This is a genomic window from Oceanobacillus sp. FSL H7-0719, assembly GCF_045040795.1.
Classification (GTDB): Bacteria; Bacillota; Bacilli; order Bacillales; family Amphibacillaceae; genus Oceanobacillus.
This window is the reverse complement of sequence record NZ_CP150301.1, coordinates 507,636-520,585: the sequence shown is the minus strand read 5'-3', so window position 1 is coordinate 520,585 and position 12,950 is coordinate 507,636. Positions and strand designations below refer to the sequence as shown.

The window sequence follows — 12,950 nt, the reverse complement described above, 5'->3', positions numbered from 1 at the left end:
GCTCCTTTTTGCTAAATCTATCTAAATCTCCCGATAAAGTAAAATATAACGGTTAGAATAATACTTACAATTATCGATGTTACAATTGGAAAATATACAGACACATTTCCAACTTTAAAATGAATATCACCAGGCAACTTTCCTATAAAGTGCCAAAGCAGTCCAAGTATAATTAGAATAACTCCAGCTATTATCAATAGTTTGCCCATATTCATTACATATCAGGCACTTTCATGCCAAAATGTTCATATGCTTTTGGTGTTGCAACTCTGCCTCTGGGCGTTCGCTGGATAAACCCAATTTGCAGCAAATACGGTTCATAAACATCTTCTATCGTTTGTGCTTCTTCCCCTATTGTTGCCGCAATTGTATCTAACCCGACAGGGCCACCATTAAACCCTTCTATTATACCTTTTAAAAACTTATGATCAATATGATCTAAACCGGCATCATCCACCTGAAGCATGCTTAATGCTAATTCAGTCATTTCAAGACTAATTTCCCTTTCACCTCGAACCTGTGAAATATCCCTGACGCGTTTCAGTAGTCGGTTAGCAATTCGCGGTGTTCCCCGTGAACGCAATGCAATTTCTGCCGCTGCTTCCTTTGTAATAGATGTTCCAAAAATTTCAGCAGTCCGCTCTACTATTGCTGAGAGATCCTTCTGCTCATAAAATTCCAGTCGGCTTAAAACCCCAAAACGGTCCCGAAGTGGCGCTGTCAAAAGACCCGCTCTTGTTGTAGCACCAACTAATGTGAATGGCGGCAAGTCAATTCGTACAGATCTGGCACTTGGACCTGTCCCAATCACAATATCAAGAAAAAAATCTTCCATTGCTGGGTATAGAACTTCTTCAACTACACGCGGTAAACGGTGGACTTCATCAATAAATAAAACATCACCGGCTTCCAGGGAAGAGAGGATTGCAGCCAGATCACCAGCCCGCTCGATGGCTGGACCTGATGTAGAACGGAAATTAACACCCATTTCATTTGCGATAATCGCTGCAAGTGTCGTTTTACCTAAACCTGGCGGACCATAAAGCAAGACATGATCTAATGGCTCTTCACGCATCTTTGCCGCCTGAATGAAGATTCTTAAATTCTCTTTCACTTTATCTTGCCCAATATATTGATTTAATGTTTCTGGACGCAGGCTGAGTTCTATCGACATGTCTTGTTCCTGCATATCTCCAGTTACCATTCTATCTTCCATAGGTTGAAGGCTCCTCTCTTAATTTTTCATTAATAATGCAAGTGCCTTACGAATGATTTCATCTGTATTTTCCAGACCCGCATTTTGAAGCGAAGGCATAATAGAGATTATTTCTCTATCTGTATATCCTAAAGCCTTCAGTGCGTCTTCCGCTTCTTTTAAAGCTGAATGGTCATTAACTTCTATACGTTCTTCAACAGGAGCGACTGTAAACTTAGCAGTCAACTTACCTTTTAAATCAAGGATAATTTGTCTAGCTGTTTTTTTTCCGACACCTGGAAATTGAGTAAGGAATTTATCGTCTTCATTTTCTACTGCTGCTACAAAGGACGGAATATCAACTGACCCAAGGACTCCCAAGGCCCCTTTTGGTCCAATGCCAGAAACAGATATAAGCTTTGTAAATAAATATTTCTCATCTTCATTTTTAAAACCGTATAATACCTGGAAATCTTCACGTACATAGTGATAAGTATGTATAAGTACTTCTTCGTTCATTACTTTTTGGAAGTAAAAAGGATTCGGACAAATTAATTCGTAGCCAACTCCATTTGCTTCAACAACCACAGCTTCGTCATGGATTACTGTGAGCTTGCCTTTAACATATGCAATCATCTTAAGACCTTCCCCTTTATAAACATCTAATCCTATACTATCATAACCGCTGTACAAGTGTTTAATAGGACACGAAAAGAACTTGCAATTTTAATTGTGTCACTTTTTAAAAATTTATCGGTCATCTCTTGCAAGAATGATTAAACTTCTATTCCACGAGTGAAATAGAAGTTCAGATAATTAGTCATTCGATTCTTCCAAATTATGATGGATATCTTGTACATCTTCAATCTCTTCTAATGCTTCAATCAGCTGCTGCATTTTTTCTTCCTCTTCTGCAGATAACCCTGAATAATTATGTGCAATCAAAGTAACTTCATTATCAAGAATGTCGAAATCTTTTTCAGTGAAATAATCTAATACTTCCTGATAGCTTTCTGTACTTGTGTAGATTTCATAAGCACTGTCTTCATTAGAAATATCATCCGCTCCAGCTTCCAAAGCCTCTAGAGTTATTACATCTTCATCTAGCTCTCCGGATTCATTATTAATTACAATGTAGCCTTTACGGTCGAACATAAAGGAAACACTTCCGTTTTCACCAAGATTTCCGCCATTCTTTTTAAATGCATGCCTTACCTCAGCTGCAGTACGGTTTTTATTATCTGTAAGCGTATGAACAATAACCGCAATTCCACCTGGACCATAACCTTCATACGTAATTTCTTCAAAGCTGACGCCATCCAATGTCCCTGTCGCTTTTTTTATATTTCTTTCTATATTATCATTCGGCATATTATCTGCTTTTGCTTTATCAACTGCAGTACGCAATGCAGGATTTGTAGCTACATCACCACCGCCTTGTTTTGCAGCAGTATAGATGTCCTTTGCATGACGCATGAAAATTTTGCCGCGTTTTGCATCCTGTGCGCCTTTTCTTCTTTGTATATTCTTCCACTTAGAATGACCAGCCATTGGACATTCTCCTCTCTAGAAATTTCTTTACTAACTATAACAAAAAAATGGAAGATATTAAAGTAATGTTGATAATAAATCGTAATAGAAAGCCTGGAAAGGAGATGTCATTTACTCATTGTCTTTAAAAAACTTATCAAAAAACGGTGTCACTTCTGGTTCCGCATAATGATTTTTCATTCGATTCCACTGTGTATGGTCCGTCCAAATGACCACATTTTTTTCTTCATCATCGAGTATTTCTTTTACTTGATCTTCAATGGCAGTGACTGTACTCATATCATGATTCCGATCGTAATTATTTTCTCTGAGCTTTACTGCTACAAAAACCTGCTTATCAACGATTCGGACCTCAGCAACAATAATATCCCGGTTTTCCATTAGTTTTTCCGCGATTTCCTGACTCTCTTCCGTCGTATAGGGGTCCGTATACCGTTCAAAATCATTATCCGTCAAATTGTCTTTTTGTAGTTCTCGTGCGTCAACATAGTCTTTATAGTAAGTTAGATGATCCGCTTCTTTTGCAGGACCTTCATATCTTACTTTTTGTGGGTGCGGCATATTTTCTTGGTTCTCCGATTGATTTGCAGTATTACTGCAGCCTGCAATCACAATCAACAGGATACAAATATATCTTTTTTTCAACATAATAAAACAACCTCCTTATCCCTAGTTTGCATAAGTAAGGTTGTTTTACACCTCTTTTTTAATTTCTTTTAAAGAAAGGAAGACGCTCACGTTTATGCATTGTACGCGTATGCATCTTTTCAATAATTTCCTTGTCTTCCTCTTTAGTTGTTTCACCTTTTAAATAGGCATCAATTACGGTATAAGAGACACCCATTTCTGATTCATCACTTTGGTCTTCCCATAAATCAGCGCTTGGAACTTTTGCTATAACTGCTTGAGGCACATTTAATAACTTGGCCATTTCCCGAACCTCAGTTTTAGTAAATTCTACTAAGGGTAATATATCAACGCCCCCATCGCCATACTTTGTAAAATAACCTGTATACCATTCTGATGCATTATCGGTTCCGACAACTAAATAATTATAATGTGCTGCAAGTGCATATAGTGTACTCATTCGTAAGCGTGCGCGTAAATTTGCATTTGCAAGCTGATCTTGCTCTTGATTAAAACTTTTTTTGTCATGAAGCTTTTCAGTAATTTGCTCGTACATCACGTTATGAGATTCAGTCAAATCAATATTTATTGCTTCAATATTAGAGGCATTTGTCACTTCAAGCGCATCTTGAAGATTTTTGTGACTTGTATGAATCGGCATCATTACCCCCAGTGAGTTTTCAGGGTACGCCTTTTTAATTAAAGCTGCAACTACTGCAGAATCAAGCCCGCCGCTAACGCCAACTAATAATCCTTTTGCTCCTGCCGCCTCTGTTCTCTCACGCAGCCACTCGACAATTTGCTCGATATATTTCTCCACTTCTATTTCAGCTCCTTGAATGTAATAATTAACCTGCTCTGATTTTAGCATTAATTTATAAAATGGGACAATAGTTCTGCCCCCCTATTATATCCCATTTACCCTTATTCGACTGATAATTAACTTTTAAAAAACAAAAAAAAGAGACGTTGTGTGCGTCTCATTATATTTTTATTCTTCTGTTTGATTTTTATCACTCGTTCGTTCTTCTTGATTCTTTGAAGGGTAAACTGGGGGAGTTGGATACATTTCCAATTCGTCTCGCGCTGACTGAAACATCTGCTGCTGATTAGAGTACATCTGCGCTCCTTCTGATGGATAGCTATTATACATTGGCTGCATTGGCTGCATTGATGGCTGTATATTGATTGGATAGTAGCCGGGCTGCTGCATCTGATACCCCTGCTGACAGCCGCACCCCATATGTTCTGGCATCATCATTGGATAATGAAAATTACAAGGCGAACAACATGGATTCATGTATACAGGCGGATAGCATGGATATTCCGCTAGTAATGGTGCTTCATAAGTTGGATACTGTGGTACTGGCACAGGCTGAACGGGCTGAACAGGCTTTTCCTTTTTAGCTTCTTTCTTTTTAACAACAGTCTTTTCTTTAGGCTGTGTCTTTTTCGGGGGAACTGTTATTGGATGATATTCTTTCTCAACTTCAAGTATTGGTAAAGTACTTGGTTTTTCATGCATCAATTTCGGTTTTTCAGCTGGTGCCACTTTCTTTTGTTCCTGAATGGGTGTTTCTTTTTTCACTTGCATTTTCTTCTGCTCCTGAACAGGAGTTCCTTTTTTCGCTGGCATTGTCTTTTGGACTTCTGTTTTACTTTTCCCCTGTTTAATTGTTTTAGTTGCTGTTGGTATTCTGATTTTCATTCCCGGCATAATCATATCAGGGCTTGCCAAATGTGAGTTCAGCTGTTTTAATTCTTCGAAGTCAACATTATATTTCTTCGCAATTTCCCATAGGGTATCTCCCTTTTGGACAATGTGTATTTTCAAAAGAACGAGCTCCTTTCTATTTCAAGTTCTAGGCTAATTACTCTATATCAACATATGCAAAACTTGCCTAAAAGTTAACCAACATTCAAAAAAACCGCTAAGCCTTTATCATTCAAAGCTTTAGCGGTTCGTTCTATTATATATCCATATGAAAGACTGGATAGGTGCCTAAGATTTTCACTTCACATCCTAGTGCCTCAAGTTCAGCTTTTACACCAGGAAAGAGTACTTCATCATATGTTTGATTCACATCAATAATAAAGAAGTAATTGCCCAGTCCGGTTTTAGTTGGGCGTGATTCGATTTTTGATAAATTTAACTTGCGCCAAGCAAAAGCAGATAGTATTTGATACAGCGCCCCTGCCTGATCACTTGGCAAAGTAATCTTTAATGTTGTCTTTTCAGATTGAACAGGTTGTTTAATTTTTACAAGCTCTTTGTTTTTGGTTAAAACAATAAATCTTGTGTGGTTATTTGGATAATCATGGATATTATGCTGCATAATACGCAATCCATATTCTTCTGCAGCTAATACATTACCAATTGCAGCAATTGGACGATCTGTTTGTGCAACAATTTCAGCAGCCCTTCCAGTAGAAGTCGTGAACTTCATTGCGGGTGAGTCCAATTGTTTATGAATATATTGATGACATTGAGCAATCGCATGACTATGTGAGTGGACTTCCTCAATATCAGATAGTTCACCTGTGAAGTCTGGGCTTACAAGCAAGTGCTGTTGAATCGGTACAACTATTTCACCTGCTACAGGCAGTGTTACCTCGTGAATTAAATAATCAACTGTTAATTGAACCGTCCCTTCAATCGCATTTTCTATTGGTACTACTGCAATATCGATAGAACCATCTGCTACAGCATCTATACATTCTGGTATTGTAGTAAAGGCAATCTTTTCTTCGTTATTAAATGCTGTATCTACAGCTAATTTTGTAAAAGTTCCTTTTGGGCCTAAGTAACCAATCTTCGTCAATCTATTCACTCCAACTTTATTCAGATTATCTTTTTATACGTTCAGACATTATCTGTTATTCTTTATCGTTACTCAATAAACTCAAATTCAAAATCTAATAGATGGATTGTATCTCCATCTTTTGCACCACGTTTTCTTAGCGCCTCATCGATACCCATTCCTCTCATCTGACGGGCGAAGCGTTGTGCAGATTCGTCTCTCGTTAAATCAGTCATTTTAAACAACTTCTCAAGTTTCGAGCCATGAAGTACAAAGGAACCGTCTGGATTCCTTGTAATGTGGAAATCATCTTCTTGTTTATGGTGACGATAGACAACTGTTTTCTCAATGTCATCAACTTCAGGTTGAAATTTAGGTATTTGATCGAGCATATCTGCTATCGCATACATAACTTCCTTTAGTCCCTGTCTGGTCAATGCCGAAACCTCAAAAACGCGAACATCTTCATTAAGTTTTTCTTTAAAGATATTTAAGTTTTCAGGTGCATCAGGCATCTCCATCTTATTTGCAACAATAATTTGTGGAAGTTGAATTAATTTTTCATTGTATTCGCGCAGTTCTTCATTAATTGTAATGTAATCTTCGTATGGGTCGCGGCCTTCAATTGCTGCCATATCAATTACATGAACGATTAGTCGTGTCCTTTCCACATGACGCAGGAATTGATGACCTAGACCTACCCCTTCACTCGCACCTTCAATTAATCCAGGTAAATCCGCCATCACGAAGCTTCGCTGGTCACCTGTATCAACTACACCAAGGTTCGGGGCAAGGGTTGTAAAATGATAATCTGCTATCTTAGGCTTGGCCGCACTTACTACAGATAGAAGCGTGGATTTTCCAACACTTGGGAAACCTACTAATCCAACGTCGGCTATTACTTTCAATTCCACTCTGATGTTTCTTTCTTGACCCGGTTCCCCATTCTCTGCAATTTCTGGAGCAGGGTTTTTCGGAGTCGCGAAACGAACGTTTCCTCTGCCCCCGCGGCCTCCTTTAACAATCACTGCCCGCTGTTTATGCTCAATGAGATCTGCAATTACTTCATCTGTATCTTCATCGATAACAATTGTCCCTGGTGGTACAGGTATAATTAAATCATCCGCATTTTTTCCGTGCTGTGTCTTACTCATGCCATTTTCTCCGCGTTTTCCTTTAAAGTGACGTTTATAACGGAAATCCATTAACGTATTTAAGCCCTCATCAACCTCGAATACGATGTCTGAACCATTCCCGCCGTCACCGCCAGCTGGTCCGCCCATTGGCACATACTTCTCTCTACGGTAGGCAACGATACCATTACCACCGTCTCCGGCTTTTACATATACACTGACTCTATCAACAAACATTATTTCACCTCATTATTGACAGAAACATTAAAGCTGTATATTCGTTCACTTGCAGCTGTGTTAATGTCAATATCTTCTAAAGTTATTTGATTTACACCTTTTGTATCACATGATTCCAAATCAACATACACGCAAATTTCACAACCATCAATGTTGTCTTTAAATTCAACTTCCACTTGATATAGCTTATCATCTCTGCCGTGCCTTTGTATATCTTCCAATATCCTTTCTAGCTTATCTGTAATAAAAATATCTGCATTTTGCATGTTTTTATTCTCTATATCAATGTCATATGTTAATTTAATGTTTTCATACTTTATATTAAATTGCAGGAACCATAGTAAAACATGAGGCATATTTAAATTTAATAATTTTCTTTCCTGATAAAAATATTCTAGGAGTTGCGACATGGTTGCATTTACTTTTTTATAATCATCTAATTTAATATACCCTTGAATAACTTGTAATTGATTAAGAATATCATGACGATAATGCTGAATTATATTTACAACATCTGCTGGCTTCATTCGCTAAACCTCCCATTAATATAGAAAGTATAGCAGAAACAAGGAGATACTTCACTAATAACTGGAATTTTTATTTACAATTCAACAAGTCACCATATAAATTAGCTGCTATTCTTTTAGATGAAAAAGACTCCAGCCAAAACTGGCTGGAGTCTAATTGATAACTTATTATGCTTCCTGTGCGACAGGAAGTACACTTACCTTTTTACGATCACGACCGTAGCGTTCAAATTTAACAACACCATCGACTTTTGCGTAAAGCGTATCATCTGAACCACGACCTACATTTTCACCTGGATAGATTTTTGTACCGCGTTGACGATATAAAATAGAACCACCAGTTACAAATTGTCCGTCCGCACGTTTAGCGCCAAGACGTTTTGATTCAGAGTCACGTCCGTTACGCGTACTACCCGCACCTTTTTTCGTTGCAAAGAACTGTAAATCTAGACGTAGCATTTGGCTGCACCTCCTCATTTATCCTGTATACGAATAAAATTTCCATAATCATTTTCAAACGACTTTAAGGAAATAAGCATTCCCTCAAAAAGAAGCTGTGCTTTTTCCATTTCTTTATTATGAAGCATTTCAGGGACAGTAACTAATAAATAGCCACCTTCTTTTCCCTGCTCTACCTTTAAGTCTACATCAGATAATTCCATAACTGCATTTACTGCTCCTATAGAAACAGCTGATACTCCTGCACATACTAAATCATAGCCATAAGGCCCACTTTCAGCATGTCCAGAAAGCTCAATCGATTGGATATATTGATCATTTCGTTTAACAGTTACTTGAATCACTTGAATCTATCCTTAGGCATTGATTTTTTCAATTACTACTTTCGTATAAGGCTGTCTATGACCTTGTTTACGATGATAGTTCTTTCTGCGTTTGTATTTGAATACAGTAACTTTCTTTTGACGTCCTTGTTTCTCAACTTTAGCTGTAACAGTTGCTCCATCAACATATGGCGCACCAACTTTAACAGCATCGCCACCAACGAAAAGAACCTTATCAAATGTTACTACTTCGTTTGGATCTGCAGAAATCTTTTCAACAAAGATCTCTTGACCTTCTTCAACTTTAACTTGCTTACCGCCAGTTTCAATAATTGCGTACATACTTGCACCTCCTTAATTAACTCAGACTCGCCATACAGGTACTCTTAAAGAGTTTACTATAACCTGTTCTGTGCGGTTGTAGCACTGGTGCTACGATGAATAACGTATTGATGTTACCATGTTTTCATAGCTTATGTCAAGCTTATTTCGCCATTTTCCTAAGAAAAACACCGTCAATACCCATAGCATATTTATATTTAACTCCTATGGAACATCAAGTATTGAATTCATACAATCAACATTAACAGCAACTGGATTATTATTTCAAATAAACTCCTGACTGTTTTAATTCAACTTCTGTCCTAAAGATACTCGAAACTTGGATATTCGTCCATGATAAGTACCTTCGTGGACAATATAAACTGATTCCGGAAAACTGTCTTTGATAACTCTTTTTTCCCAAAGAATTCGATATTGCTTTCAAATAAGCGAAGAGAATGCCTTCTGTTCAAAAGAAGTTACTATGAACTAAAATAAGCGAAGTTTTTTCGGCCTTTGAAGAAGAATAACTAGGAATCATTTAATATATCGTAAATCTGCCTATTGTATTGTTTTTTATGAAAGTAGGCATGCAGGCAGTCTGTTTCATCAATACGGTGAACAGTATGTTGGTCTTTGATGGCAATCGTATGTTTTTTTTCCCTTTTGAAAAGACTGAATGCTTCCATCAATGATATATTTCCAGGTAAATGAAGCACTTCAGGTTTGCCAACTGCATTATTTCCTCTATATCTTTCCAACAAAAAACGCAGGAAAATAAAAAAACGTCGTTTCCATTCCAAACGATTTTCTATAAAAAGGAAAAGCATAATAAGTGTAAAACTCAATGTAAATGGATAAAAAAACATATGCATTACAATAAACAAAATACTGAGAATCATAGATATAAGGAGGATTGCATCCATCGCTTTGCGGTAAGGGTATTTTACAGACATCAGGATGAATAAAAGCTTACCGCCATCAAGCGGCCAAATTGGCAGCAGATTAAAGATTAAGATTACTGTGTTGTAGGATATCGCAGTATTGAAAATAGCTTCATTTAAAATACCACTTATTAATAAGATATATAACAGAAGGTAGATGAAGATATGCTGGATCGGTCCTGCAATAGTTACAAGCACGTCCTCTTTGATTGACCGATTACCATGCTCTTCTGTTTCCATCACCCCGCCAAAAACCCATAGCATGACTTTTCGTATACGCCATTTAAATGCTTTAGCCATAAAGTAATGGCCCATTTCATGAATGAATACAATCGTAAAGATAATTAATAACTCCATAAATGTCCCTGTCAAAATCGAGATAAAGATAAAAAGAATAAATACAGGATGAAAATGAAGTGGAGGAAACATTTTACGGAACATCGTCCACCTCAATTACCTCAACTGGATCCAAAAACAAGTTTTCTTTTTCAATCGAAAAATACATAGCTTCCTGTTCCGTCTCCGGAATAAATTTGCCGATTCTCTGACTTGCTGTTACGTATTGATACATATGCACATCAAATTCGTTTAAAAATCCATAGCTGGAATTTGTTCCATCAGCATGCTGAACAATAATGGTTTTGCCAGTTTCAGCTGATTTCCCTGCAAATATGACGACACCATCCTGATGTGCTGAGACATCCACTTCTTTTCCTGGTGAGATTTTTACTCCCTTGCCATTCACTTGAAATGTTTCCGTGATATCGCCACTCACAGGCATTACCCCTTCATTATCCACTTGTGTATTTGTTTCTGATTGTGGGGAAAATGCAAGAGGACTTCCGAACATGTCCTGATACCAGATATTGACTTTCGCAAATGGGAATTCATCCTGCAATAAATTTACTGCTATTTCCTTAGGTTTTGCAAAAAAGGCTTTATCCGTATTGAATAAAATAGCTGTTGAGAAAAACAATATTCCAGCGAAAATAGCCTTAAACATAATTGATGAGTAGAGCTCTTTATTTACCCTGCTCTTTTTCGTTCCCACTGCATAACCGTTCATCTCCGGGGGGAAACCATGCTTTTCTTCCGCGTCATGAAAAAGAAAAGCGTCTTCTTTTACACTCGGGATAGTATGATGCCGTACTTTTTTTCGCTGTTCAATTGCTTTTCGAACTCTGTTTACATCTTTGCTCATGACACTCACCGTCTTTCCTGTTCTGCTAATATATATGAGGCAAGTCCCTTTTTAAGAACAGGAGTCTTGACAACACAAAATAAGCAAAAAAATACCGATGCAGTCCTGCACCGGTACCTAATATTAAGAACGTTTCCCGAAAATCGCCTTAAATTTTTGAAAGACACTTTTTTCTTCTTCTAATGCCTGTAAAGGCACACTTTCACCTAGAATCCGTCTGGCGATATTCCGGTAAGCAATAGAGGCTTTGGAACTTGGATGAAGTGCAACAGGCTCGCCATTATTAGAAGCCTTAATAACTTCTTCATCATCGACCACGATACCTATTAAATCAATAGATAATAATTGGACAATATCATCAATATCAAGCATATCACCATTTTTAATCATATTACTGCGAATCCGATTAATTACAAGTCTTGGAGGTTCACTCATTTCTTCCTGCTCAAGTAGCCCAATAATTCGATCGGCATCACGCACACTAGACTTTTCAGGATTCGTCACTACAATCGCCCGATCTGCTCCAGCAATTGCATTTTGGAAACCTTGTTCGATTCCAGCAGGACAGTCAATGATAATATAATCATATTCTTGTTTCAATTCAGTAATTATTTCTTTCATTCCATCAACAGTAACTGCAGATTTATCACTCGTCTGAGCTGCCGGAAGTAAAGTCAGTGTATCAAAACGTTTATCGCGGATTAGGGCTTGATTCAAACGACAACGCCCTTCTATAACGTCCACAATATCATAGATAATTCTATTTTCTAGTCCCATAATAACGTCAAGATTGCGTAAACCAATATCTGTATCAATTAAACATACTTTTTTCTCCATCAAAGCAAGTGCTGTACCAATATTTGCAGTGGTAGTTGTTTTCCCTACTCCACCTTTTCCTGATGTAATTACGATCGCTTCACCCATTTTGCATTCTCCTTTCGAACCTGCTTACTTCGTTCCGTTTCTTTGAAAGAAGCTGCAGCCGATCAATGATTATTTTGTCTTCCTTTTCATCAATCACACCACATTCCATATAAACACCTTCTGACTCATAATCTGGTGCACGGCTAATATAATCAGCAATCCGAAGTTGAGTCGGTTTCATGAATGATGCTGCTATAAATGTATTTCGATCACCTTTGAACCCAGCATGGGCAATACCATATAGATTGCCCATGATATAGATATTTCCAGTTGACATCACTTTGCCCCCTGGATTAACATCACCAATTAATAATAAATCTCCAGTAACTTTAAGTATCTGTCCGGAACGAACGACTCGATTCTCGACCTTAATTTCACTTTCTTCTTTCCAGCGCAGTGCATTGTCCCGGTGAATAACATTGGATTCAATTGCCTCTACTCTAAAATGATGATCTTCTTCAATCAACATTCGAATTCTGGCTTGTTTCTCAGAATCCAAGTATCGATTTCCTGATTGTACAGTTACTGATACTACTGGTTCATCTCTATTTTGACGAGTGGAAAGGAGCTTATCCTTTAGTTCAAGCAGCGCTTCCGAGAAAGCCGCATCATCATCGATAAGCAGCGTAAGTCCTTCCCTTGTTCCCTTGATTGTTATCAATTGTTTCTTTTCATGCAAGTAGATCACCTCTTTTTATTGACCCTGT

At 37.7% G+C, this 12,950-nt stretch carries 17 protein-coding genes and 1 other annotated feature; all 17 genes read right to left on the bottom strand.

Annotated elements, in window-relative coordinates; genetic code table 11:
• Window positions 1-17: 17 nt before the first annotated feature.
• Window positions 18-209, bottom strand: coding sequence for a DUF2905 domain-containing protein (locus tag NST93_RS02640; protein ID WP_405103742.1), 192 nt, complete (start codon window positions 207-209; stop codon window positions 18-20).
• Between the two features lie 5 nt (window positions 210-214).
• Entirely contained in the window at window positions 215-1,216 is a 1,002-nt protein-coding gene (gene ruvB, locus NST93_RS02635) for a Holliday junction branch migration DNA helicase RuvB (RefSeq protein ID WP_405100922.1), read from the bottom strand.
• Between the two features lie 18 nt (window positions 1,217-1,234).
• Window positions 1,235-1,831, bottom strand: coding sequence for a Holliday junction branch migration protein RuvA (ruvA, locus tag NST93_RS02630; protein ID WP_405100920.1), 597 nt, complete (start codon window positions 1,829-1,831; stop codon window positions 1,235-1,237).
• A 180-nt stretch (window positions 1,832-2,011) separates the two neighbouring features.
• Entirely contained in the window at window positions 2,012-2,746 is a 735-nt protein-coding gene (locus NST93_RS02625) for a YebC/PmpR family DNA-binding transcriptional regulator (RefSeq protein WP_405100918.1), read from the bottom strand.
• A gap of 111 nt (window positions 2,747-2,857) precedes the next feature.
• A complete protein-coding gene (locus NST93_RS02620) occupies window positions 2,858-3,394 on the bottom strand; it encodes a YhcN/YlaJ family sporulation lipoprotein (protein WP_405100916.1) in 537 nt (178 codons plus the stop codon).
• Between the two features lie 58 nt (window positions 3,395-3,452).
• On the bottom strand, window positions 3,453-4,193 hold the full coding sequence (gene nadE / locus NST93_RS02615) for an NAD(+) synthase (RefSeq protein ID WP_405100914.1): 741 nt from the start codon (window positions 4,191-4,193) through the stop codon (window positions 3,453-3,455).
• 171 nt (window positions 4,194-4,364) lie between these two features.
• Window positions 4,365-5,207: a LysM peptidoglycan-binding domain-containing protein gene (locus tag NST93_RS02610; protein ID WP_405100912.1), complete on the bottom strand. Its 843-nt coding sequence runs from the start codon at window positions 5,205-5,207 to the stop codon at window positions 4,365-4,367.
• Between the two features lie 136 nt (window positions 5,208-5,343).
• Complete coding sequence (gene pheA, locus NST93_RS02605) at window positions 5,344-6,195, bottom strand: prephenate dehydratase (RefSeq protein ID WP_405100910.1); 852 nt, start codon at window positions 6,193-6,195, stop codon at window positions 5,344-5,346.
• 68 nt (window positions 6,196-6,263) lie between these two features.
• Window positions 6,264-7,544 carry a GTPase ObgE gene (obgE, locus tag NST93_RS02600; protein ID WP_405100908.1) on the bottom strand — a complete coding sequence of 427 codons (1,281 nt, stop codon included), beginning with the start codon at window positions 7,542-7,544 and terminating at the stop codon, window positions 6,264-6,266.
• On the bottom strand, window positions 7,544-8,071 hold the full coding sequence (locus NST93_RS02595) for a Spo0B domain-containing protein (RefSeq protein ID WP_405100906.1): 528 nt from the start codon (window positions 8,069-8,071) through the stop codon (window positions 7,544-7,546). Before NST93_RS02595 ends, obgE begins: the two co-directional genes overlap by 1 nt.
• 168 nt (window positions 8,072-8,239) lie before the next feature.
• Window positions 8,240-8,530, bottom strand: a complete 291-nt coding sequence (gene rpmA / locus NST93_RS02590) for a 50S ribosomal protein L27 (protein ID WP_405100904.1) — start codon at window positions 8,528-8,530, stop codon at window positions 8,240-8,242.
• 14 nt (window positions 8,531-8,544) lie between these two features.
• The gene (locus NST93_RS02585; protein ID WP_405100902.1) at window positions 8,545-8,874 is read right to left on the bottom strand and encodes a ribosomal-processing cysteine protease Prp; all 330 of its coding nucleotides are present in this window, start codon (window positions 8,872-8,874) and stop codon (window positions 8,545-8,547) included.
• A gap of 12 nt (window positions 8,875-8,886) precedes the next feature.
• Window positions 8,887-9,195 (bottom strand): 50S ribosomal protein L21, encoded by a 309-nt coding sequence (gene rplU / locus NST93_RS02580; protein ID WP_405100900.1) that lies wholly within the window; start codon window positions 9,193-9,195, stop codon window positions 8,887-8,889.
• A 13-nt stretch (window positions 9,196-9,208) separates the two neighbouring features.
• Window positions 9,209-9,283: a sequence feature (ribosomal protein L21 leader region), on the bottom strand.
• Window positions 9,284-9,704: 421 nt separating this feature from the next.
• Window positions 9,705-10,559, bottom strand: coding sequence for a site-2 protease family protein (locus NST93_RS02575; RefSeq protein ID WP_405100898.1), 855 nt, complete (start codon window positions 10,557-10,559; stop codon window positions 9,705-9,707).
• The gene (locus NST93_RS02570; RefSeq protein ID WP_405100896.1) at window positions 10,549-11,319 is read right to left on the bottom strand and encodes a peptidoglycan DD-metalloendopeptidase family protein; all 771 of its coding nucleotides are present in this window, start codon (window positions 11,317-11,319) and stop codon (window positions 10,549-10,551) included. Before NST93_RS02570 ends, NST93_RS02575 begins: the two co-directional genes overlap by 11 nt.
• 123 nt (window positions 11,320-11,442) lie before the next feature.
• Window positions 11,443-12,243 carry a septum site-determining protein MinD gene (minD, locus tag NST93_RS02565; RefSeq protein ID WP_405100894.1) on the bottom strand — a complete coding sequence of 267 codons (801 nt, stop codon included), beginning with the start codon at window positions 12,241-12,243 and terminating at the stop codon, window positions 11,443-11,445.
• Complete coding sequence (minC, locus tag NST93_RS02560; protein WP_405100892.1) at window positions 12,236-12,922, bottom strand: septum site-determining protein MinC; 687 nt, start codon at window positions 12,920-12,922, stop codon at window positions 12,236-12,238. The genes minD and minC overlap by 8 nt, the downstream gene beginning before the upstream one ends.
• Between the last annotated feature and the right edge of the window lie 28 nt (window positions 12,923-12,950).

Excerpts from the sequence above, each read along its gene's own strand:
- obgE (WP_405100908.1), bottom strand. The coding sequence starts at position 7,544 with ATGTTTGTTGATAGAGTCAGTGTATATGTAAAAGCCGGAGACGGTGGT.
- ruvB (WP_405100922.1), bottom strand. The coding sequence starts at position 1,216 with ATGGAAGATAGAATGGTAACTGGAGATATGCAGGAACAAGACATGTCG.
- ruvA (WP_405100920.1), bottom strand. The coding sequence starts at position 1,831 with ATGATTGCATATGTTAAAGGCAAGCTCACAGTAATCCATGACGAAGCT.
- NST93_RS02625 (WP_405100918.1), bottom strand. The coding sequence starts at position 2,746 with ATGGCTGGTCATTCTAAGTGGAAGAATATACAAAGAAGAAAAGGCGCA.
- NST93_RS02575 (WP_405100898.1), bottom strand. The coding sequence starts at position 10,559 with ATGTTCCGTAAAATGTTTCCTCCACTTCATTTTCATCCTGTATTTATT.
- NST93_RS02570 (WP_405100896.1), bottom strand. The coding sequence starts at position 11,319 with ATGAGCAAAGATGTAAACAGAGTTCGAAAAGCAATTGAACAGCGAAAA.
- NST93_RS02595 (WP_405100906.1), bottom strand. The coding sequence starts at position 8,071 with ATGAAGCCAGCAGATGTTGTAAATATAATTCAGCATTATCGTCATGAT.
- minD (WP_405100894.1), bottom strand. The coding sequence starts at position 12,243 with ATGGGTGAAGCGATCGTAATTACATCAGGAAAAGGTGGAGTAGGGAAA.
- rplU (WP_405100900.1), bottom strand. The coding sequence starts at position 9,195 with ATGTACGCAATTATTGAAACTGGCGGTAAGCAAGTTAAAGTTGAAGAA.
- NST93_RS02620 (WP_405100916.1), bottom strand. The coding sequence starts at position 3,394 with ATGTTGAAAAAAAGATATATTTGTATCCTGTTGATTGTGATTGCAGGC.
- rpmA (WP_405100904.1), bottom strand. The coding sequence starts at position 8,530 with ATGCTACGTCTAGATTTACAGTTCTTTGCAACGAAAAAAGGTGCGGGT.
- NST93_RS02640 (WP_405103742.1), bottom strand. The coding sequence starts at position 209 with ATGGGCAAACTATTGATAATAGCTGGAGTTATTCTAATTATACTTGGA.